Annotated in this window: 21 protein-coding genes; 12 read left to right on the top strand and 9 right to left on the bottom strand. The window is 43.7% G+C overall.

The window, feature by feature from the left end; translation table 11 throughout:
• Positions 1-106 precede the first annotated feature (106 nt).
• The 8 genes from MC7420_RS42445 to MC7420_RS12440 all read left to right on the top strand — a co-directional run bounded on the left by MC7420_RS42445 (position 107) and on the right by MC7420_RS12440 (position 10565).
• Positions 107-1378: a general stress protein gene (locus MC7420_RS42445; protein ID WP_157453149.1), complete on the top strand. Its 1272-nt coding sequence runs from the start codon at positions 107-109 to the stop codon at positions 1376-1378.
• 256 nt (positions 1379-1634) lie between these two features.
• On the top strand, positions 1635-3152 hold the full coding sequence (locus tag MC7420_RS12410) for a hypothetical protein (RefSeq protein WP_044206889.1): 1518 nt from the start codon (positions 1635-1637) through the stop codon (positions 3150-3152).
• A 444-nt stretch (positions 3153-3596) separates the two neighbouring features.
• Positions 3597-4058, top strand: coding sequence for a ribosome maturation factor RimP (gene rimP / locus MC7420_RS12415; protein WP_006100822.1), 462 nt, complete (start codon positions 3597-3599; stop codon positions 4056-4058).
• Positions 4059-4144: 86 nt separating this feature from the next.
• Positions 4145-5524, top strand: coding sequence for a transcription termination factor NusA (gene nusA, locus MC7420_RS12420; RefSeq protein WP_006100772.1), 1380 nt, complete (start codon positions 4145-4147; stop codon positions 5522-5524).
• A gap of 125 nt (positions 5525-5649) precedes the next feature.
• Entirely contained in the window at positions 5650-5928 is a 279-nt protein-coding gene (locus tag MC7420_RS12425; RefSeq protein ID WP_044206893.1) for a YlxR family protein, read from the top strand.
• 409 nt (positions 5929-6337) lie between these two features.
• The gene (infB, locus tag MC7420_RS12430) at positions 6338-9358 is read left to right on the top strand and encodes a translation initiation factor IF-2 (protein ID WP_044206896.1); all 3021 of its coding nucleotides are present in this window, start codon (positions 6338-6340) and stop codon (positions 9356-9358) included.
• Between the two features lie 64 nt (positions 9359-9422).
• The gene (locus MC7420_RS12435; protein ID WP_006100754.1) at positions 9423-10055 is read left to right on the top strand and encodes a low-complexity tail membrane protein; all 633 of its coding nucleotides are present in this window, start codon (positions 9423-9425) and stop codon (positions 10053-10055) included.
• A gap of 306 nt (positions 10056-10361) precedes the next feature.
• A complete protein-coding gene (locus MC7420_RS12440; protein WP_044206899.1) occupies positions 10362-10565 on the top strand; it encodes a hypothetical protein in 204 nt (67 codons plus the stop codon).
• On the opposite strand, the gene MC7420_RS12445 is transcribed toward MC7420_RS12440, so the two are convergent.
• Both MC7420_RS12445 and MC7420_RS12450 read right to left on the bottom strand, forming a co-directional pair.
• On the bottom strand, positions 10562-11095 hold the full coding sequence (locus MC7420_RS12445) for an alpha/beta hydrolase (protein ID WP_044206902.1): 534 nt from the start codon (positions 11093-11095) through the stop codon (positions 10562-10564). The genes MC7420_RS12440 and MC7420_RS12445 overlap by 4 nt on opposite strands.
• A gap of 45 nt (positions 11096-11140) precedes the next feature.
• A complete protein-coding gene (locus tag MC7420_RS12450; RefSeq protein ID WP_006100758.1) occupies positions 11141-11713 on the bottom strand; it encodes a pentapeptide repeat-containing protein in 573 nt (190 codons plus the stop codon).
• 197 nt (positions 11714-11910) lie between these two features.
• On the opposite strand from MC7420_RS12450, the gene MC7420_RS39585 reads away from it, so the two are divergent.
• Complete coding sequence (locus MC7420_RS39585; protein ID WP_006100744.1) at positions 11911-12051, top strand: hypothetical protein; 141 nt, start codon at positions 11911-11913, stop codon at positions 12049-12051.
• Positions 12052-12060: 9 nt separating this feature from the next.
• Positions 12061-12681, top strand: a complete 621-nt coding sequence (locus MC7420_RS12455; protein WP_006100922.1) for a TenA family protein — start codon at positions 12061-12063, stop codon at positions 12679-12681.
• A gap of 79 nt (positions 12682-12760) precedes the next feature.
• On the opposite strand, the gene MC7420_RS12460 is transcribed toward MC7420_RS12455, so the two are convergent.
• From MC7420_RS12460 to MC7420_RS12470, 3 genes are all read right to left on the bottom strand, one after another.
• On the bottom strand, positions 12761-13627 hold the full coding sequence (locus MC7420_RS12460; protein WP_006101027.1) for a sulfotransferase domain-containing protein: 867 nt from the start codon (positions 13625-13627) through the stop codon (positions 12761-12763).
• Positions 13628-13780: 153 nt separating this feature from the next.
• Complete coding sequence (locus MC7420_RS12465; RefSeq protein WP_006100814.1) at positions 13781-14710, bottom strand: alpha-1,2-fucosyltransferase; 930 nt, start codon at positions 14708-14710, stop codon at positions 13781-13783.
• Positions 14711-14732: 22 nt separating this feature from the next.
• A complete protein-coding gene (locus MC7420_RS12470) occupies positions 14733-15482 on the bottom strand; it encodes a hypothetical protein (RefSeq protein WP_006100807.1) in 750 nt (249 codons plus the stop codon).
• 315 nt (positions 15483-15797) lie between these two features.
• Between MC7420_RS12470 and MC7420_RS12475 the strand changes: the two genes are divergently transcribed.
• Positions 15798-16670: a sulfotransferase domain-containing protein gene (locus MC7420_RS12475; RefSeq protein WP_006100803.1), complete on the top strand. Its 873-nt coding sequence runs from the start codon at positions 15798-15800 to the stop codon at positions 16668-16670.
• 78 nt (positions 16671-16748) lie between these two features.
• On the opposite strand, the gene MC7420_RS12480 is transcribed toward MC7420_RS12475, so the two are convergent.
• From MC7420_RS12480 to MC7420_RS12495, 4 genes are all read right to left on the bottom strand, one after another.
• A complete protein-coding gene (locus MC7420_RS12480) occupies positions 16749-17519 on the bottom strand; it encodes a hypothetical protein (protein WP_006100813.1) in 771 nt (256 codons plus the stop codon).
• A 92-nt stretch (positions 17520-17611) separates the two neighbouring features.
• Positions 17612-18532, bottom strand: coding sequence for an Npun_R2821/Npun_R2822 family protein (locus MC7420_RS12485; RefSeq protein WP_006100910.1), 921 nt, complete (start codon positions 18530-18532; stop codon positions 17612-17614).
• Positions 18533-18567: 35 nt separating this feature from the next.
• On the bottom strand, positions 18568-19560 hold the full coding sequence (locus MC7420_RS12490; RefSeq protein ID WP_006100960.1) for an Npun_R2821/Npun_R2822 family protein: 993 nt from the start codon (positions 19558-19560) through the stop codon (positions 18568-18570).
• A gap of 5 nt (positions 19561-19565) precedes the next feature.
• A complete protein-coding gene (locus MC7420_RS12495) occupies positions 19566-20519 on the bottom strand; it encodes a glycosyltransferase family 10 domain-containing protein (protein ID WP_006100825.1) in 954 nt (317 codons plus the stop codon).
• A 343-nt stretch (positions 20520-20862) separates the two neighbouring features.
• On the opposite strand from MC7420_RS12495, the gene MC7420_RS12500 reads away from it, so the two are divergent.
• Positions 20863-22599, top strand: a complete 1737-nt coding sequence (locus tag MC7420_RS12500) for a recombinase family protein (RefSeq protein WP_071777218.1) — start codon at positions 20863-20865, stop codon at positions 22597-22599.
• Positions 22600-22702: the final 103 nt, after the last annotated feature.

The following is a 22702-nucleotide window of genomic DNA, read 5'->3' on the forward strand; positions in this document are numbered from 1 at the left end:
AAGTGACTAATAATGGTTATCTCGCACGATTGATGAATGTCTGCCAGAGAAATGTAGAAATAGGGGTATCAGGTTGAAAACCTATAGATAGATGGAGGCGGATACTATGACGTTAGGTCAATATCAGCGAGGTGTGGGGGTCTTTCCGACGCGACAAGCTACCGAAGATGCTCTAAAACATCTGATAGATGCAGATTTTCCCATGAACCAAGTATCAGTCATTGCCCGGGATGAGGAGCAAATTGCTGGTGTTCAAGTGCAAGACGATACCGAAAATGAAGCCGGAGAAGGTGCGGCGGCTGGTGCGGTTGCGGGGGGAGTTACAGGAGGTATCGTCGGTTTAATTGGTACCTTGGGTGCGATCGCGCTTCCTGGAGTTGGACCCATTTTAGTCGGCGGTGCAGCGGCTTCAGTAATTGGTAATACGCTCTTGGGTGGGGCGGTTGGTAGCGCGGCTGGCGGCTTATTTGGGGCGTTACTTGGATTAGAAGTTACCGAAGCTGAAGCTAAACTTTACCAAGATCGCTTAGAAAAAGGACATTATTTAATCCTAGTGGATAGCACATCAGAGGAAATCAGCCGTGCGGCTTCTATCCTGAAACCCCAAGGAATTCAAGAGTGGAGAAGTTATAATCGTCCTGAGGTGAATACTCCCGCTCCCGGCTATACTCACCCAACGGCGGCTCCAGTGGGATCTCCTACACCCCTTGGCACGGCGTATACAGGACCCTTTGGTGAACCTTTGGGTGCAACACCGACGGGTGTAACTCCGGTTACTCCACCACCAACAGCACCAACACCTGTAACGCAAAATCAGCGAGCGATTGGTGTCTTTTCTTACGAGCAAAATTTAAAAAAGGCTCTCGATGGGTTAAAAGCGGCTGGATTTGACATGAACCTCGTTTCAGTGATTGCCAAAGACGCCGAACATCCCGATCAGGTGTCTGGGGTGAGAGTCACCGATCCCGTGAGTCATGAAAAAGCCAAAGATGCAGCCACCGGGACTGTCGCTGGGGGTGTCTTGGGCGGATTAACCGGATTACTGGTTGGGTTAGTCACCGTAGCGGTTCCTGGTGTGGGTCCCGTGGTATTTGTCGGAACCGAAGCCGCTGCGATCGCTTCTGCATTAGGCGGAGGAGCTATTGGTGCGGCTGCTGGTGGTTTGGTCGGTATACTCGCGAACTTAGGCGTTCCCGAAGAGCAAGCCAAAAAATATAGCGATCGCCTCTCTCATGGGGATTATCTGGTGTTGGTTCAGGGAACGGATGAGCAAATAAGCCAAGCCGAAACCATTCTGCGCGATCGGGGGATTGAGGAATGGGAGATCTACAACAATCCCAGCGCCCCCATGACTCATCCCGGTCGTGTCTTTCCATAAGTAGGTGGCGACAATTAAAGTTAACGGTGGGGAACCCGCGCAGGCGGGTTTCGTTTGTGTAGCTGCGGTTACCCTACGGGAAGCCGCTCCGCGTCTACAACCGCCCAGCTAACCTAGTTTGACAGTGAACCCTATCACTCATAGGATTGATATTTCTAGTAAGCACTTTAACTGAATCCCTTCTGATCAGTCCCAGTTTGACGATAACTACTGATTATTTATAGCCAAACTTGGCGCTGATCTAGCCTGAAAAAATATGTCATCCATTCAAAGACTGACCCCAAGCAAAAGTAAACGTCAAGTCCGTCGCGCCCTTTGGTTTGAACGTGTGATGGCGCTTTTGGCTTCGTTCAACTACTTCTTAGTCTTATTTGACTTGACCTACCTGCCTCTGCGAGATTTTTGGCTACATGGGGAAGTCCAGTTATTTAGTTTTGACATCGGCCCGGTTAGTTTTCCCGGTTTGCCCTTAGAGGTTCCTCTACCTCCGATTACACAGTGGTATGACCCAATTAAAGGTATTGAACCCTACCGAGACACAGATCAATATTTGGAAAAAGTTAATGAACTAGAAGCAGAGATTGATGCAACAAACTTAAGAACTAAGCTGAGAAGCTTACAATCTCCTGAAGTTGCCCAAATCCTGGAATATCTGCGCCAACGCAGCGTAGAAATGATTGAGACAAATCCCTTCCAACTCGCTGATAAGACGGGGGATCTGGAAAAAATTAAGAATAAGATGCGAGAGCATATTGCCACTGAAGAGGATTCAGCGAAAGAATCATTTAGACAGTTTTGGAGTTTAGAAAACTTAACCGCTAGAGAACCCGAGGATGAACTCCAATTTTTTAATGATGAGATTCGTCCTCTTATGGCAGCGAATTATTACCGCCCTATTGGGGAAACCGGAGATTTTGTCGATTATTTTGGACTCGTCGATTTTCCCTTTTTCGCTCTGTTTTTGGCAGAATTTTTGGCACGTACCTGGTTGATCAGTCGCCACCGCACCGGGGTTAGTTGGCTCGATGCCATGTTATGGCGTTGGTATGACATCTTTTTGTTGATTCCCCTTTGGCGCTGGCTGCGAATCATTCCAGTGACAATCCGACTGGATCAAGCGAAGCTAGTGGATATGAGTGCGATCCAAAAACAAGCGCGTCAAGGATTTGTCGCTGAAATCGCTGGCGATATGACCCAAGTGGTAGTGATTCAGATTATTAACGAACTCCAATCTTCCATTCGCCAAGGGGAGATAGCCAATTTTCTTCAGCAACGGGAAGTTCGCCCCTACATCGATCTCAACGAAACCGACGAAGTTGCAGCACTGACTAAAATTATGGTGCAGATGACTGTTGAGCAAGTTCTTCCTGCTATCCGTACCGATGTAGAAGACTTGCTACGGCATAACGTGGACAAAATTTTGAATCAGTCTCAAGCCTATCAGGGACTAGAGAAAGTACCAGGTGTAGAAACAATTCGCAATCAGTTAACCGAACGACTGGTACACCAAATTACCCAAGCGCTTTACAATGGATTAGACGCCGCGATCGCAGATGATCCAGTCGGGGATCAAATTCTGCAACGCTTAATTAGTCATCTGGGCGAAGCTTATGGTTCCCAAATTCAGACCCAGAAAACCTTAGATGAAATTCAATACTTGCTCAACGCCTTCTTAGAGGAAGTCAAAGTTAATTACGTTGAGCGTTTGTCCCAAGAGGACTTAGAGGACATTCTTGACCAAACCCGGGCAATTCGGCAAAAGCGACAGGTGTAAGTGGGTGGACACAATTAAAGTTAACGGTTGAGATTAGGGAACACCTCGACTTACCTCGACTTACTTCGACTTACTTCGACTTACTTCGACTTCGCTCAGTAACACGCTCAGTAACACGCTCAGTAACACGCTCGGTAACACGCTCGGTGTGTAACAGGGAACAGTAAGGGTTTGAGGGCGATTTACTTACACTTAATACAGTACCAATACTCCAGCGTAACCCCCTTTGCTTGTGGTCACCCGATCCCACAACCTGCAAAGATTGCGCTAAACTCTAACATAGCAACGGAAGTTACTCTATCCTGATGTCGGAGTCTGGGGAAGCTATAAAACGATTCCCAAGTACACAAGCAGGGTAGAGATTGTGTCAATCGTCGCTAAGCTTCTTGGCAGAAATTTTACCTGGAGGTGGGTTGAACCCACTTTTTTTGTTGAAGTTTTTCTATGACTCATCCCCTGATTCCACAACTAATCGATTTGGCAACCCCAGTAGCCGAAAAATTGGGATTGGAGTTCGTTGGGGCGGTGTTTCACACGAACAGACGTCCCCCTGTACTTCGGGTAGATATCCGCAACCGCGACGGCGATACGGGTTTAGATGACTGTGAACGTATGAGTCGGGCTTTAGAAGCTGAATTAGATGCCGTGGATTTGATTCCAGATGCTTATGTTTTGGAAATTTCTAGTCCTGGGATCTCGCAAGAGCTAACGACAGACCGAGACTTCATCGCATTTAAAGGATTTTCAGTGGTGGTCAACACCGCTGAACCTGACCAAGGACATAAAGAATGGCGAGGGAAATTAATTCGCCGGGATGATACCCGTGTATATATCAACCAAAAAGGACGGGCGATCGCCATTCCTCGCGATCAAGTGACTAAAGTACAGTTCGATGAGCAGGGTTAAACCTGTTTAGATCTTATGAAATTTAGTCATTGAGCATGGGTTCTGTTGTTCACGACCCCTAATAAACAGTTTATGGAGATTTGCCTATGTCTATCGTTAATCTGCCGGGACTAAAAAAGATGATCGAAGAGATCTCTCAAAGCCATAATTTACCTAAATCAGCCGTCCAACAGGCACTGAGAGAAGCACTGATCAAAGGCTATGAGCGCTATCGCCGAGCGCAACGCATGGAGCGACCTCATTTTGATGATGAGTACTTTAACAACTTTGAAGTCGATTTAGATATCGAAGAAGAAGGATTCCGCATTCTTTGTACCAAAACCATTGTTGAGGAAGTTGGCAACACCGATCATCATATTTCCCTCAAAGAAGTTCAAGAAGTCGCATCAGAGGCACAATTAGGTGACTCGGTGGTTCTGGATGTTACCCCAGATCAACGTGATTTTGGTCGCATGGCTGCTATTCAAACCAAGCAGGTACTCTCCCAAAAACTACGGGATCAACAGCGCAAGTTGATCCAAGAAGAGTTTGAAGAGTTAGAAGGAACGGTTCTCCAAGCCAGAGTGCTACGATTTGAGCGGCAATCGGTGATCATGGCGATTAGCAGTGGCTTTGGTCAGCCGGAAGTGGAAGCCGAACTGCCCAAGCGCGAACAATTACCCAACGATACCTATCGCATTGGCAGTACCTTTAAGGTTTTTCTCAAAAAAGTGCGTGAAGGTCCTCACCGTGGACCCCAGCTTGTGGTTTCGCGAGCTTCGGCTGGTTTAGTGGTCTATCTGTTTGCCAATGAAGTCCCAGAAATCGAAGATGAAGTCGTGCGAATCGTGGCGGTGGCGCGAGAAGCTAATCCACCGTCGCGTCATGTCGGACCTCGGACTAAAATTGCCGTGGATACCCTAGAGCGGGATGTTGATCCCGTTGGGGCTTGTATCGGCGCTAGGGGATCGCGGATTCAAGTGGTTGTCAATGAATTGCGCGGCGAAAAAATAGATGTGATTCGTTGGTCGCCTGATCCCGCTACCTATATAGCCAATGCACTGAGTCCCGCACGAGTGGAGGAAGTCTTATTGGTGAATCCAGAAGGGCGTCAGGCTCACATTTTGGTCGCCGAAGATCAGCTCAGTTTAGCTATTGGCAAAGAGGGACAGAATGTTCGCCTAGCAGCTCGTCTCACAGGTTGGAAGATTGATATTAAAGATATCGCCAAGTACGACTACGAAGCTGAACACCAGAAAATGCAGGAGTTACAAGCCGCGATCGCACAGAGGGAAGCCGAACTCGCTGATGAAGAAGAGGATGAGGAGCAACTAGAGAGAGAAACTTCCTCACCAGCCGAGTTAGAGGCAAAGGTGACAAATCCTCAATCTCTAGCCGACGAGGAATTTGCTGAAGACGACGAGGAATTTGCTGAAGACGACGAGGAATTTGCTGAAGACGAGGAAGAGGAGGATATTTTGTCCTAATCTTCGGAGGATCAAAGTAAGGTGTTAGATTCCTTAAGGGCGTTGAACTCTTGCACCTAACTTGATCAAGAGGGAACGGGGAGAGATTTTCATGGAGCCTACACCAAAATCATTGTCCGAATCTTATGGAACCCAATTACCGACGTTGCCTAAGTTGTCGCCGGGTGGCTCAAAAACAAGCATTATGGCGAGTTGTGCGAATCCATCCATCGCGACAGGTAAAATTAGATCAGGGCATGGGACGTTCGGCTTATATCTGTCCTCAAGCGAGTTGTCTGGCAGCTGCTCAGAAGAAAAATCGATTGGGACGAGCGCTGAGGGCATCGGTTCCCGACGAAATTTATCAACGATTATGGCAGCGTTTAGAACCTTGTCCCTGGAGCATCCAACGCAGCAGCGATTGAGCATAGCATCCAAAAAACTCCAGCAAGGCTCTCAATGAACCTAAGCAATCGCTAGGATGGTAAAGGAGTACCATTACTAATGGTGTTCGGAGGTGAGTCTGACCCTGATCAAGTTAACAACTCCTACCTGAGGAAGAGACTGAGGATCTAGGGATCTAGAAAATCTATCTAGTTTTGTTAAGATTTGTGTAAGTTAACTATCCAGGCTCTGATTAAGAGTGTAGAGATATCCAACTGGCTTACAGTCAATCAATGATCGCCTGTGTAACATGAGTTATTGGTGAGTTATCGAGTAGACTCTTAAAGACACCTTATTGATTTAAGCCAATCCGGCACGGAAACCAATGACCACGCACGCTTTCAATCATTTAGCTATGGTGTAACAATATGTACGACGGGGGAATAGTGGATGAACAACGGCAAAGTCAGAATTTACGAATTATCACGGGAATTGAATTTGGACAACAAGGACATTTTGAATATTTGCGAAGGACTTCATATTGCAGTCAAAAGTCACAGTAGCACGATTACAGAATCTGAAGCTGAGCGAATCAGAGCGGCGGCGGAAAAATATGCTGAGGGGATCACTAGCCTCAAAGGTCGTGACCAAACAACCTCAGCATCTGCTAACCATGCGGATGGACGCTCTAACAATAATAATCAGCGAAAACAGCAAATTTTGAGCGTTAAGCCTAAGCCTCGTTCCAGTTTTAGCTCTTCCCAGGGATCAGAATCTGGGTCAAAGTCTTCTCAACCCCCCGTCAAGCCGACTGTGAATCCACCGCGTCCACCCGCCCAGCTTAATCGACCGACGACACCAGTGAATTTGCAGGAGGACGATTCTGAGTCAGAAACAGAAACACTAACTCCATCTCAAGGGTCACAGGAGAACGATACTAAAGCTGAAGTGGAAGCCAAACCCAAACTTATCCAACCCCCCGTTCGACCAGCGTCACCGAAACCCAGTCAACCCACCCAGGTCGAACGACCGAAATTGAAGCGCGAGCGATCGGATGAGACTCCATCAGAGTCGGATGACCGTTCTCAGCCGCCTGAATCGACGAGTTCTCCTGAACCGCCAACTCCGGTTCAAACTCCGGCTAAATCTCCCGCCCCAGCTCATCCGAAACCTCCGGCTCAGCCTGTTCCTAAACTTCAATCTCCCCCCAAACGCTCCCGACCGACTCGTCCGGGTGAGAGTCCTGAAGTGGCGGCTATCGATTCGGATTCTCAGGAACAGAAGCAGGAGGAGGTCGATGAGGGCGTAGAAACCCTTCTGGAACCACCGGAACTTAAAAATCTTAAAGTCAAACGACCCACGCCGCCACGTCAGTCGAAGAAACGAGAATGGATTGATGAAGAAGAAGATCGCGAAGGAGCTAAACCCGGAAAAGCGGCTAAGCTCAAGCGGCGACCTAAACTGATCGAAGAGGATGAGGAAGAGTTTGATGGTGACTACCAACAAGCTGACACTCCTGTGGCAGTCAGTATGTCGGTCGCTCGTCCTCCTAAACCTAAATCTCAAACGGGACAGACTCCCCCACCAACGGCAGCCAGTCAGGTTAGGAAAAAGCCAGAAGTTAAAACCGGCAGTAAACCAGAAAGTCGCGATCGCCGTCGTGAAAAGCAAGAAGTCGCTGAACGTCCCGAGCAAATTGTGCTAAACGATTCGCTAACCGTTCGAGAACTGGCGAATAAGCTGAACCTTGCCGAAACAGAAGTGATTAAGCAGCTATTCTTCAAGGGATTGGCCGTGAATATCACCCAAACCCTGGATCTGCCCACCGCTCAAATGGTTGCCGAAGAACTTGGCGTTGATGTTCAGACACAAGAAGCTGAATCGGAAGCCACTAAAGTGACCGAAATGCTGGATGCGGCTGACTTGGAATACCTGGTTCGGCGTCCACCTGTAGTCACAATCATGGGTCACGTCGATCACGGTAAAACTACGCTGCTGGATGCCATTCGCGAAACCAAAGTGGCACAAGGCGAAGCGGGAGGAATAACTCAGCACATCGGTGCTTACCATGTCGATGTAGAGCATGAAGATAAAGTCCAACAGGTGGTCTTTCTGGATACTCCAGGTCACGAAGCCTTTACCGCGATGCGGGCGCGGGGAGCGCGAGTGACCGATATTGCTATTTTGGTCGTCGCCGCCGATGATGGGGTGCAACCGCAAACCCGAGAAGCGATCAGCCATGCTAAAGCCGCAGAGGTGCCGATTGTGGTTGCCGTTAACAAAATCGACAAGGAAGGGGCACAACCTGACCGAGTGAAGCAGGAGTTAATGGAACATGGATTAGTCCCAGAAGAATGGGGCGGTGACACGATCATGGTGCCTGTGAGTGCGATCCAAAAAGAAAACTTGGATACGCTCCTGGAAATGATCCTGCTCGTTTCTGACATTGAAGAACTCTCCGCTAACCCCGCCCGATTAGCCAAAGGCACGGTTATTGAAGCCAACCTGGATAAATCCAGAGGTCCAGTTGCCACATTGTTAGTGCAAAATGGCACGCTGCGGGTGGGTGATACCTTGGTTGCGGGATCGGTCTTCGGTAAAGTACGAGCCATGACCGATGACCGAGGCAAACGGGTAGACGAGGCGGCTCCCTCCTTTGCCGTAGAGGTACTGGGTTTAAGTGATGTCCCGGCTGCTGGTGATGAGTTTGACGTCTTTGCACAAGAAAAAGAAGCTCGCGCCGTTGCGGATACGAGAAGCCAAGAACAGCGCGAATCTCGCCTGCAACAGGTGATGTCGTCCCGTCGAGTCAGCCTGAATAGCCTCTCTGCCAAAGCTCAAGAAGGGGAACTCAAAGAACTCAACTTGATCCTGAAGGCAGATGTACAAGGTTCGGTTGAAGCCATTCTGGGTTCACTCAAACAGTTACCCCAAAATGAAGTTCAAATCCGAGTCCTATTAGCGACGGCTGGAGAAGTCACCGAAACCGATGTTGACTTAGCGGCGGCTAGTGGTGCGGTAATCATTGGCTTTAATACCACTTTGGCTCACGGCGCTCGTTATGCTGCTGAACAAGAGAGTGTTGATGTGCGCGAATACAACATCATCTATAATCTCTTGGATGACATTCAAGCGGCGATGGAAGGGTTACTGGAGCCAGAATTGGTGGAAGAACCCTTGGGTCAAGTGGAAGTCCGAGCTGTCTTCCCCGTCGGTCGTGGTGCGGTGGCAGGTTGCTACGTACAGTCAGGCAAAGCAGTGCGGAATTGCAAGATCCGAGTGCAACGTCGGGGTCAAATGATCTACGAAGGAGTGCTTGATTCGCTGAAGCGGATGAAGGATGATGTCAAAGAGGTCAATGCCGGATTTGAATGCGGTATTCGTGTTGATAGATTCAATGATTGGACTGAAGGTGACATCATCGAAACCTATAAGATGGTGAGCAAGCGCCGGACTCTATCAGCGACTTAGATGATAGGTGATTAGTCCTTGGTTCATGACTAAGGACTAATCACAAAAGACAAAGGACAACCCAATGCGCTCTTTTTGGACTGAACCGTTCTTGTGGATACATTTGGCAGGTTTAGCTGCACTTCCCCTAACGTTAGAGTTTGTCGCGCTAGGACTGGCAACGGGTGAACCCCTGTTACCTATCTGGCTAGAACTCTTAATTTTGGCAGTTATCGGCATCGCACCAGTTTTGTGGATGCAATTGACCCGCCCCTTTGATATTTTTAGTCTGCTCGTGGTTGCTCTGAAACCCGATCGCCTAACGGAATCCCAGCGGCGACTGTTGAGCTTATTTGACCGGAAAACCAACCCGCTGCTAACGATTATGGCAGCAGGTTTTATGGTATGGGTACTGTGGCAAATTTATAGCATCGCTCCTTTAGCGGCAGGGGTCGTTCCCTGGACAGTTCAATGGCACATCGCTGGATTGGCTTTGGCAGGAGTTGGGTTTCTGGCAAGCCACTTATTTTTGCAAGTGCCTTTGAGTGTGGTTCAAGTTCTGTTCACGAGCGAGGCGGAGTGGGCAGCAACTCAACCTTATCCAGTGGAAAAAATACCGGAAAACTTTACAGTACCAGGGTTTCGGGTCAAACAAATTTTACCTGCGATCGCCCCAGAGTCTTCCTCGGCTGAATCGTCCCCTGAACAAGTGGATTGAGTTGAGTTTGGCTACATTAAACGTCAACAGCCAAACCTTAAGGGAGGATGTCATCCTTGAGTCTAGACTAAGTATTCCTAGAAACCGGGTTTCTCGTGAGGATGACAACTCTATATCAACCTTTCACCCCCAGAAACCCGGTTTCTTGACCGATTTCCTAAAAATTTGGGTAGGTTGGCAATCAGTTGTTGCAAATGTAACAATTTAAACAACGCAGCTCCGTTATTCTGAGAATAAGGTTAAAAAATACAAATAACAGTTAAGAATTGCTACGAACTCATTCAGTTTAGATCACGATAAAGGTTTATGAAAAGCACAACTGTATCCGAATCCAACCAAATTTTCCCAGATAGTCCAGTTTGGGACAATCTCAAAGAAGCGATCGCAGCCAGTTCTGGATTTCAACGCTGGCAGATGGAGCATCCCGCCGCCCATCACCTTCAAGAGCGCAGCTTGGAGCATCGGGTGCGTCGATATTTGCGGGATACCCTAGAGACTCTGGCTTATTAAAAAATCTGAGGCAAACCCTCACTCAGGCGGGTAATTTGTTGCAGGATATCCGCTAAGCGATCGCCTTCAACATGAACATCGGCAGTTGGGTAGTTTTCCAGGATTTCGATCAGGGTGATTTGATTATCATTGAGCGCCGAGATCACTAAGGCAGATCGCAAAGACTGGCGATTTGCCCGGTTAGTCGGAGTATGAACCACCTCACTCACTCGATCAAGCATTACTTCTCCCACAGGAGTATTGAGAATCCGAGAAAGCATAATCCCATTAACTGAAATGGGTTGGGTTAAAGTCGTCCGTAGTTCTTCGGGTTGCTTCCCAGCCAAATCCAGATACGCTTGTAGAGAACGTGATAACTCACCGGTTTGGGCAAATGTCGAGAGTTCGGGAACCGATATCGTCTCTCGCAGAAAACGATATTTTAAGACGACGGATTCTGAGGCGTTAGCAGCCAAGCTATAAGACCAGATGCCAGCGACAATGATCCCACTATACAGAAAATGTCGTAAATTTGATAAATAGTTAGACATTTAAATTAGGAATAGGGAACAGTAAAATAATCAACAATCAACAAATTAAGGTAATAAAGTACCATCCGGCATAATCGCATAGCTAAGTTTAGCGTTATTGAGGATAGTATTATCCAAGTCTGCCTCTCTCAAGTCAGCACCACTCAAATCAGCAGCGGTCAAATTCGCATTACTTAAATCCGCCGCCCTTAGTTCAGCAAGGCTTAAATTGGCACCAACTAGGTTAGTATTCGCTAGTTTAGCCAGACTTAATCCAGCGCCAGCCAGATTCGCACGAGTTAGATTCGCACCGATTAATGCAGCCACAATCAGATTAGCTCCAGTTAACTTCGCATCCGTAAGATTCGCAGAAACCAGACTCGCACCACTCAGGTTTGCATACTCCAGATTGGCACGTCTTAAATCGGCGCGGATAAGATTAGCACCAGCCAGATTAGCCCCCTTCAAATTCGTATTGCTCAAGAGAGCATCAGCCAATTGTACCCCACTCAAATCACACTCAACGCAGCTACCTGTTTGTCGCAATTGTTCTAGGTGTGCTGGATTGAACGCCTGCGCTGAGGGGTGTAGCCAGATAGAGGCAAACAGGATGAGAGGGGGAAAGACTTTAAATCTCATGGCATAACTTTTTAGGATGGCTAACTGTAATGACTCAATCCGAAACTCTAGAATCTATGACTCCTATCACTTAAAGCTTAGACTATCGTCACCAAAAATTAACGGTTTGCATCACCCGCCCTTTAATTAAAATCACAGATAGTGAGAAGATACTGGCAGTTGACAGCTCACAAGAGCGACAATCAGAGGAGTGGGTTATGCTAGAAAGACTACTGCTAGCGATCGCGGTTACATTCTCAGTATATCTATCGGTAGACGGTGAATTTGACAAAACACCGATCCCTTCAGTCTTACAACTTCCCACCTTTCCCGAACAAAATCTGAGTCCATGGCAATAAACAAACGCGATGACACTTAGCAGCGATTTATGGAAATTTAACCAAGACTTGGTACAGGAGTGTCTAGAACACCCTTTTGTCCAAGGTATCGCCACAGGGACACTTGAACGCCGCAAATTTGCTTACTATGTTGGTCAAGATGCTTTTTTCTTAGAAGCGTTTGCTCGCGCTTATAGCGTCGCTGCTGCTAAATGTTCCGACTGGGATGGGTTTAACACGTTTCATCATCTCGCTGGCGGTGTCCTCGAAGAACTACGCCTGCATCAGAATTATGCCACAGACTGGGGAGTCAACTTACAACAGATTGAACCCGCCATAGCGACGCGGCGTTATACTGACTTCTTGTTGGCAACAGCTTGGGGAAGTGAGATTGGTTTAATTACAGTGGCGATGACACCCTGTATGCGCTTGTATGCGTTTTTGGGTCAAGAATTAGCCAAGGATGGCATTCCCGAACACGCCTATACGGATTGGATTCGCACCTATAGTAATCCTGAGTTTGAGCAGTTAGCGCAGCAACTAGAGCGGTTGACCGATCAATACGCCCAACTTTCAGTAGCTGTGAAATCCAGCTATCGCTATGCTATGCTGTGTGAACGAGAGTTTTTTCATGCTGCCTGGGAAAGTTAAGAAAGTAGGCAAGCATCAATGAAGCGATTTAGGGAATAACAAAACATATAGAATCATTACTTAGGTCTAACTCATTCACTCAATACCAGGGATTACCAAGCTCCCAAATAACTTGATCGATATAGTCGATATCTTCTTCAGACAAGTAATCCATATATCCACCTATTTTTCCTTTTCTTACCTTCAAAGCTTCTTTATCATTTATATTGTTTGATGATAGTCTGTGATCATTAAGTTTATTGGCTATTTCTATTTTCCTCATGTTTTCTATGTTGCAAAACTTGACGGCATTTTTAATAACGCTTTTAGGTACATCTCTGACTCCAATAAAATTGAGTAAAGAAAATAAGCAAGCGTTAGTATCTTCATGCATGTCTTCATATTTTATTAGAAGAAAATCTTCAAATATACCTTGATTAGAGTACCAGATTTTGTTGAAATTTAAGAGCTTCTTAATTCCCCATCTATCACTGCGAATAAATTCAGAAATAGAACCGTTGAACTTCTTGTTTCTATTCTTGACATGAAAATAAAAAGATACCATCACATCATGGGGTTGGCGAGTCATAAAAACTACCTTTTTGTGGCGATAGCGAGATTTATCAGTTTCTAATTCATTCCATAGCTCAGACCCTTTCATGTCATGACTAAATTGGGTCGGTAATAGTTTGGTATTACGTGTTAAAAATTGTGTTTGTAACACAAATTTTTCATCTATTCCATAGTACTCGCACAACGCTTTTCCCAGAAGAGTGCGAAGCCAAGTGCGTCCGCTTTTAGGATAAGAGATTATATAAACTTTAATTCCATCAACCTGCCACCCCAAAAATTGTGTGATTCCCAAGTGATTAGCTATATTTTTAGCCCTATTTCTAACCCATGTTTTTACGGCTAGCATTTCAGATAAATATGGGCTTTTCAAGTTAATAGATCTGAATTTTTGCATATCTTAGTTTAGCTCTATAAAGTACAGAAATTTAACTTCTTACTCCTAATTTAAAACAATTATAAATAGATTACAATCAGGGTAGGAATAATAATTTTGATATTTAAGAAAAGCAAATTATGCTAAAGCAATGGCTTACTGATATCCGGCTCTTTAGTAAAAGAAATTCATCAAGGATTTTGGCAGACGTTTCTCCAGTCGAGAAACCAGTCGGTAATCATCTAAGAACCCTCGCAAACTTTGTACCTCAATCCAACTCTCACAGGACACACCCTCTGCTTTCCGACCATAACCAGGACGGTACTGTCCTTCTTTGGGGTAAATGACAGTCCGTTCTCTCTCACCTCCGAGCCAAGCTCCCCACCAAGAAAAGGTCGAGTAGGAACAGATAAAATGTTGGCACTTGGTCATCAAATACAAATCTTCATAGTTTTTATGACCAGACAAAAACAAGAAATTTCCAGAAAGTCCATCTAACATTTTTTTAGTTCGTTCGGGTTCGTCAGAGAAGACTAGGATAAGTTCCTGATTTGGAATATAAGAAAGTGCCTTTTTATAGTAAGATCGTCTCATGGGAGGTCTTTTTAACTGTCCCACAACATCCCCAAATCGAAGATGCATTCCCACGCTATTTGCGAAGTTTAGGCGACTAAATCTATCACGGATGGAAGCAATTTTTTCTTCCTTCAATGAAAACCATTGACGAACTAAATCTGGATTATCATAGTATTTATCTGACTGAAAGTATCCGGAAATTTCGGTTCCATCTTGGATCGAAAGAGCATTTTCACTGAACCCAGGATTTAAGCCTTGTCGATACTGCTTAGTAATTCCCTCAGGTTGGCTAACTCGCTCTTCTTGATCGTTTAAAGTAAATAGTGAATCGCCTGACCAAGCTGGACAATAAAATTTAACACCTAAGCGCCGAGCCGTACTCCGCAAAAAGGCGTACTGAAACATTTGATTTCCTAGTCGAACTCCTTTGCCGAGATTCGGGAATGAAATCATATAAATATAGACCTCTTTGAGAATACAACTTTTGGGAATATGTACAAATAGAAAATTTTTGTTCAGGGATAGCATAGGGATGTTTACTATACAATAGTTAACCAATTAATTTTTGTTTATATAAAGCCCCAATGTACAAGGCATATTTGGGCAAAAATATATATGCACTTAACTTGGGTTTTATAATTTTAATATCATCAAAGTTCATTATTTTTTCTTGTAAATCACCATACATATTGAAAAATAAATCTTTCAAATCTTCTGAGAGCAAATTCCAATCAGAATTTCTATTTTGGGGGGGTGGAAAATTTCCAATTTCTGATTGAGGAATTTCCAGGTAATCAAATATTTCTGGCAAGTTTTCCCAAATAGATTCGTATTTTACTAGCATTATCGGATAAGTAACTCGACTATTGTTCCAGTTTTCAAAATGAGCGCCTAATTTGAGTCTATCTATACCTTCTTCAAGATATTTTTTCAACGTACAATTTTTTGTAATTGGCTCTATATTTGGATATTTAAAAAGAAGTTTTTTTGATTGATAGTGATGATATTTCCTGCGGAAAAGTGAAAGAACTGCATTAAAAGGTTCTCCGTATATGTAGATGGCTTTTAAATTACTATTTAGAGTTAGTGGAGGTCTATCTATATGTTTTAATCCATCCCTGTCTTTATAGCTGTTGACCGATTTATATTTCTCCAGAAATGCAATAAAAAAACTACTTCCTACTCCTCCAGGAGAACAGACAAGGACATCAAGATTTCCCCTGATTACTTGTTGCTTTAAAAATCTTATATGTAGTCTTTGTCCTTTTAGATTTAATTTTTCGACATGAATATTGGGCATTTAAAAGAGACACAATTATCAACAATTTTCGCCTTTTGTGGTAAGGCAAATAACTCTTAATTTTTTTAGTTTAAATATCACTTTACTCTATATTGCGGTAAATGGCAAGGGGGCAGAGTTGCATGGCAAGTTAAATAACAGTAACAGATGTCAATACCTGTGGCTACAGGAAATTTCAACGGTTTTTCTGCATCTGTAAAGTTTTGTGTCAGAATCCCCCCCTTTTTGGATTAGGTATATAATAGCTGATAAGCTATATGTTGCCAGTCTATTCATCTTCAACCAAGCAATTTTTTGAAAAACATTTATGATTCCATGAATACCTTGAATGAAGTGAACCATCTAAATTTATTTATCGTCTTAGGAGGACATAAGTGTGGAACTACGTCATTACACCATTATTTGGGACAACATCCAGAAATTGCTATGCCTCAATTGAAGGGGCAAGACATTTTCAACAAACCGAGAATGACTCTCGAAGACTATCGAAATCAGTATAATACAATAACAAAGGAAAAAATTGCAGGTGATGTTTCAAGTGCTTACCTATATTCAGAAAAGGCATGTATCAATATCAAGCACTATTTTCCACAGGCTCAGCTAATCGCTATTTTACGAAATCCATTTGACAGAGCGTTTTCCAATTTTTATGATATTGCTGAAACGCATCCACTCAGGCGTCGTTATGTTTTTGAAGACATTTGTAAAAATCCTGATAATTTCCTGGATGAGGGAGTCATATATTTAGGTTTATATTACTCTTTTCTCAAGATGTATTTAGAGCAGTTTGATCGCAACCAACTATGCATTTTTTTATTTGAAGATTTTGTAAAGAACAAGCCATTTTTCTTTTCTTCCTTGTTTAAATTTACTGGAGTCAATCCCACATTTTTGCCTGATACATCATTAATTATGCGTAAAGGAGGTAAAGTTGGAATAGAAAATAAAACAATTAAGCAACTGTTTGAGAATCAATTATTCCATTTTGTTGTGGGAAAGCTGGTGAAGCCTTTTACAACTTCCAATCAACGACGTTTAATTTACCTGAAAGCTAAAAATATGTTTGTAAAAAGAAAATCCCGATCTTCAGTTTCTAATGAGCTAAGGGAAAATCTAATTAACTTCTACAGGGAAGATATTGTTAAGACACAAGATTTATTGGGGATTAATCTATCACATTGGCTATAACCCACTAACCGAAAGAATTTGCTAACAATAAAGCCCAGGTAATCCAGAACGGAGATTTGGAAACTTATCACCTATAAATCAGCCATAATAAAAATTGAAATCATTCAATGCTTGTAAGCGTTTCCGATTTAAACGGTAATGATACCCCAAGCGGCGTTCAATTTTATCCCATAATGATTCTGATTTTTTTTTATGGGCAGCATCCAAGTGCTGGGTAACATTTCGTAGTTCATTCCACCCTTGGGCATAAACTGTCCATCCTATTTTAGCAGCAGCTAAACCAATGGCATTTCCAGAACCGGCATGAATTCCTTTTAACTCTAAATAATCTCCGATTTTTCCCCATTGCTGAAAAAACTCAGTTTCTTTACCGTTATCTTTGGATACAATCATTAAAGACTCTCCTACCCAGGAAACATTCTCTAGAGAAAGATTTAATTTATTTGCTAATATTTCAAGGGTAGGTAATCGCTCAAGATTACGTCGCTTTACATGCTCGATAATATTTCTACTACATCCTGTGAATCCTGGCATCCATTCTATATGAGTCGGCACTTTATCAATAATTCTTGTATCAGCATCAATCGCAATTGCTGTCGGATATTGGGATAAGGCTTTTTCAAGGACAAATCGCTTGTCATGATAACAGTGAAGTATTCCTTTTTGTTTGAATGGGAAAGCATAGACATTAGGGCAACTTTGGAAAAAATTCGGTTTTTCTGTTCCCACAACCAAAAAAGTTCCAGGGGAATGCTTTTCTAAGTCTTGGGATAGCTGTTTCGCCAATAAACGATATTTTTTTCCCAAGGCTAATGTGCAAAAACAAAAGTTGTTGTTGGTTGTATCCATAGAGTGTAAATTGGTAATTATTAATTGACTATAATTTACGGCTAGAAATGCGATAACAAATGAACTCAAGTCCTTTGTGGAAAATCATAGTATTAAACATTTCGTTTTATAGTTCCTTTTAGTTTTTGCCATAGATTTTTTTGCGTTGGAGTTTGCAACGATTCATCATCAGGGATATGTTCGCCAAGATAGCGATAATATTTCCAGATATCCCAATAGGGACAACCCGGTTGGATGCGAATGCCTGCCCAATGTAAATAGTCTAGCGGTTGATTGACATTCGGGTCAATCAGATGATGATCTTGCACCTGAAAATGTTTGCTACCAGCCCAACTTCCTGGCGCACCACCGGGGCGACGCACGATATTAAATCGCTGGGAAACCTGCTTCAATATCATATAGTTGATGATGGGTTGATCAGAGGTTTTTTGGGAAAAGTCAAAGTATTCTGGATGAGATGCACATTCGGTGAATGTTTGATAGAGTGTTTCCTCTGATATCGTATTTCTCTTAGCTCCCCAAAATCCGCCATTGAACATATCCTGAATATCATTTTCGCTAAATACACTGTTTTCTATGACTTTTGATGTAAATACATTTTTTATGCCGCCGCTATGTTGATAGTCATAGCAAATAAAATCATAGTTATCTAAGTAGTCGGTTGTTTCTATAATTTTGTCAAAGACAACAATATCAGTATCGATATAAATGAATTTATCAAATTCGCCAAACCAACAAGCTTGTTTGCGGAATTGATTGGGTCGAGCAAAAAATCCTTTGCCAAATATTTCGTATAACTGATTGGAGAGACGTTCAATAAAGTCTAAGTCTTGATAGATTTCTACCTGATAGGAGTCTTTTAAAAGTTTAGCAATGGTTTGATAGTTATCATCATAAGGAATTAAGCAAATCGGCGTATCCGAATCATGCAACCGGATACTATTGAGCAGCGCGATCGCCTGTTCGATCACTTTGTCATTAGCGGTAATATAAATGCCACGCTCTTTGTCCATTTTACTCAGTTATGATAGGTAATTTTAGCAGTTAATTAAGATGATTTTAACTTCTTCAAGAGTCGCTGAGTTAAACTGGGGGGTTGATTGTAAGGTTTGGGTTTAGTGGTAAATTTAGGCTTTTTATTGGGTTCATGAAGATAGCGATAATGTAAAAACAAATCTCGATACGGAAAATCAATATTTTCGCCAGCACAAACTTTAGCAATTAACTGGGAAGATACGCCAATGTAGTGCATATAAGTAAGTCGATTGCCTTTATCATACAGAATATGGTCTTTTTCCTGAAAATGTGCTGAAGTTACACAACATCCTGTTCTTTGGGCTTGGGGTAACTCTAAAGCAAAGTTATAGATTGATAAATTCGGTCGCATCATCATGTAGTTGAGGAGCGTTTGATCCGGTGCCATGGAATAAAGAACTTCGGCATCTCCGGCTTCGAGTTGCTCAATGAGCCAGTTTCGTCGTTCTTGATCAAATAAACCTTGTTTCGACGCATAAAAGCCAGAACAAAATATTTTTGTTTTCAGTCTTTCAGGGGGGAAGAGTTCAGTTAGCTTGGGTGAATCAATATTGTATACATGAGTTAAATCTTTGTGCTGAAAGTCATAAACTACACAGTCATTATCCTGGAGTTTAGCCAAGATAAACTCAACAGGCGACATCAGTAATGTATCCGCATCCATGTACAGGAAGCGATCAAAGGGTGCATCAAAGGCACAGTAACGCCGATGAGTGCCGAATCGATGATAACCGCTACTGCCAATTTGACGCCAACGTTGGTGGGCGGTGAGATGACTATCCCAAGCCTTTTGAGCGAACTGATCCCAGCGCTGGATGGACTCAAGATTATCATAGAGTTGGACGTTGGGACGACGGGCAATTTCAGCGGCAATTTTTGTCGTGTTGTCGTTGTAGGGATAGACACAGACAGGCATTTGTGACCCAACAATTGCCTCAATACTGTTGAGTAAGGCAACCAGTTGGTCGTAAACTGGGTCACTGGCTAGGGTACAAATTCCGTCCATGATGTTTAATCGAATTTAGCGACAAAATCAGATAACCAGTTTAGGAGATTGAGTTTGTGTAGGATGATTTGTCGGGCTTGTGCGATCGCGTCCTTGGCTTCATACCAAGCATCCGGGGTTGAGGTTACTTCTTTAATATAAGCGATGCCCTGCTCATCTAAGCTAGGGAGTCGCAAAAAGCTGCCGGGTGGCAGTAATTTATCCGCCGCCGAACCGCCGTAGTAAATGGGTAAACACCAGGCGAGTAGAGCATCCCAGAGTTTTTCGCTGACATACCAATCATTCCCGGCATAGTTTTCGATCGCTAAATTATAGTAGTAAGGTGCCATGCCATGCCATTTGTTTTTCAGGGTACCCTTTGCCTGCGCCCAGTCGGGTAATCTACGCCCATACAGGTCAAACTCAGACCCACTCTCTCGTAATGACTTCAAGAAGGCTAAACGTCTACGATGTTCAGGAGTGCGATCGATTCCAGAGGTGATCCAACTACAAGCGTGTATTTTTTCCGGCGGTATCATTTCATTTAATTCTCGGAAGGAGTTGGCGTGATACCAAATCGCGGGCATATAATCAGGGGTTGGGGCAAAATCATCGGGTCCGGAAATGTAACCGCAATAGTTTTTCGCGGCTTCGTAATTTGCCTTGTGGTTTTGAACCACTTTTTCCAGGGGCGGTTCTCGTAATAAGTAGATTATCCGCTCTTTGGGAACGCCGCGTAACTGGGAAGCGACATCAGGTTTTGAGGTCTTTTTTTGGCGCAAACGTTGCCACCAAGGGAGTTGGGCGCTAGACTTGGGAAACGAATACTGGTACATGAGCAGAAAATCAGGCTCAGGGGCTTGGGAGAGCATTTGGATGTTATCCCAGACTCCACAAGGGTTTGGCGTTTGTTGCCATAGCCAGTCCGCTTGATTCAGCCCACGATAACTGCTAATCATTCCGACAATTTTTCTGCCCATGTTTTTTTGTCAGTCTACCGTATCAGTCTTAGCATTTATTCTGCCAGTCAGCCAACTGCAAAAATTGGGGAATAGATTTTATGGTTAAATCGGGCGCACGTCTGTGCACCCCTACGGTTTCTGGGCTAAGGGTTAACTAACAGTCCGTAAATATCTAGACAATCATTGACATAACTAGACATTTTTTATGATATAATACAGGAATGTCTAGTTTAACTCCCCAAGAAGCAGCTACTCTACTAGGTGTGACGGTCTTGCACGTTGCATCGATGGGAACTCAACGGCTCTCATACGATCTTCTCGGACGGCTGGTGGTCATCGTCGATACGATATTGCTGACTTAATTGGTAATAAATCGGGTAACGCATTAACCGTTGGTTATGCTAGAGTATCTAGTCATGACCAAAAAGACGATCTAAATAGACAGGTTTTAGTATTGGAAAGCTACTGTGCCAAACAGGGATGGGAATTTGAGATTATTCAAGATCTCGGTAGTGGCATGAACTACAAAAAGAAAGGACTGTATGGAAGTCGAAGTCATAAGCACAAAAAAAATAGTGACCGAACTGAGGGAGGTAGCCAAAAAGCTATGACGACGATAACTTATTGCAAGGGCTTGCCAACTCCCGCCGATGAACTTAACCCCATCGGTTTCACCGACTTGGAGATGTTTTTAACGTCATTGTCCGATATATTCTATCAAGCAACAGTTGAAACCGTTAACCATTTATTAAATAAAGAAATAAAATTTAATCAATCCAGTTGGAATAGTCTTATGCAAGAGAAATACGGAATCAGTAAGCGTTATGCTAACGGAGTAATTTCATTAGCTAAAGGAAAAACTGCCTCAGCTACATATTGTAGAAAAAGACAGATAAAGCAATTAAAATCACGAGTTCAGTCAGGGAAAGATTGGGTAGCCAGAGCCACAAAGAAAATTAATTTAGCTCGGAAGTTCTATGGGAAAAAGAACTGGCAATCCTCCAAAAATGGCTGCAATTTTCCCTTATCATCAAACCTCAAGACGAGAAAAACTAACTGGCATCATTTGCGTCAAGGTTTGCATCAGAAAAAGCGATATATCCACCGACTTCAAAATCAAATTAAACATCTATTGAGGGCGAAAATTAGAGTAAAGGTATCCAGAGGGTCAGTCTTTATTGTTGGCTCCAAGGATGAAAGTTATGGGAATCAAACTTGTCAATGGTCTGGGGACACTCTCAAATTGAGAGTCCCCAATTGTCTGGAAGCCAAATTTGGGAAATATGTCACATCAAAAATTGGCAGCTTCTCAAGAAAAATTAATAGATTACCCAATAGTGGGGCGAAAACATGGCACTTCTATAGAAAGGATAATCGATGGGTTGTCGCTGTTCAATTCACGCCCGCCGCGGTGGAGAAGGTTAGTAGAGAGATTCAGTATGGTGCCCTGGGTATCGATCTAAATCCTAGTTCTATCGGTTGGGCTTATGTTGATGGTCAAGGAAATTTAAGAGCCGGGGGAACTATTCCTTTTCAGACGGGTTTACCCAAAGGTAAACAAGATGCTCAACTTGTCGATGTTTGTTTGAAATTGGCAGCTTTAGCCAGGAATTTTGCCTGCCCCGTTCTGTGCGAAAGCTTGGATTTTTCCACCAAGAAAGCTCAATTAAGAGAGCGTGGGAAAAAATATGCTAGAATGCTTTCTGCCTGGGCATACAGTCGTTTTTATCAGATTTTGTCATCGATTTTATCCAACCGAGGAATAACTATAAAGTTGTGCAATCCAGCTTACACGAGTTTGATAGGCTGTGTTAAATATAGTCGGATGTATGGACTATCATCTGATGTGGCAGCTGCCCTAGCAATTGCCAGAAGAGGAATGAATTTGAGTGAGCGATTGCCGCGCTCTGTGTCCGCCTATCTCGGAGTGAATCCGAGAAAGCACGTATGGAGCGCTCTATATCAATTTAATAATTTTATTGGTCGATGCCCTGTAGTCAATCGTAGACACGATTACTATAGTGTCTCTAACTGGGAACCGTTGGTTAAGGCTGATATCGAGCAACAATGCCGGGTATCAGCCAAGCGCAAGCGTTAACGGTTATCGACCAAAAGTTACACCGTGGACTTATACCAAGGCAGAATTACTAATGGGTAGGTTTGTCTAGGTTTTTAGAAGCGGTTAATTCATCTTGCTGAGA

The organism is Coleofasciculus chthonoplastes PCC 7420, from assembly GCF_000155555.1.
GTDB classification, from domain to species: Bacteria; Cyanobacteriota; Cyanobacteriia; order Cyanobacteriales; family Coleofasciculaceae; genus Coleofasciculus; species Coleofasciculus chthonoplastes_A.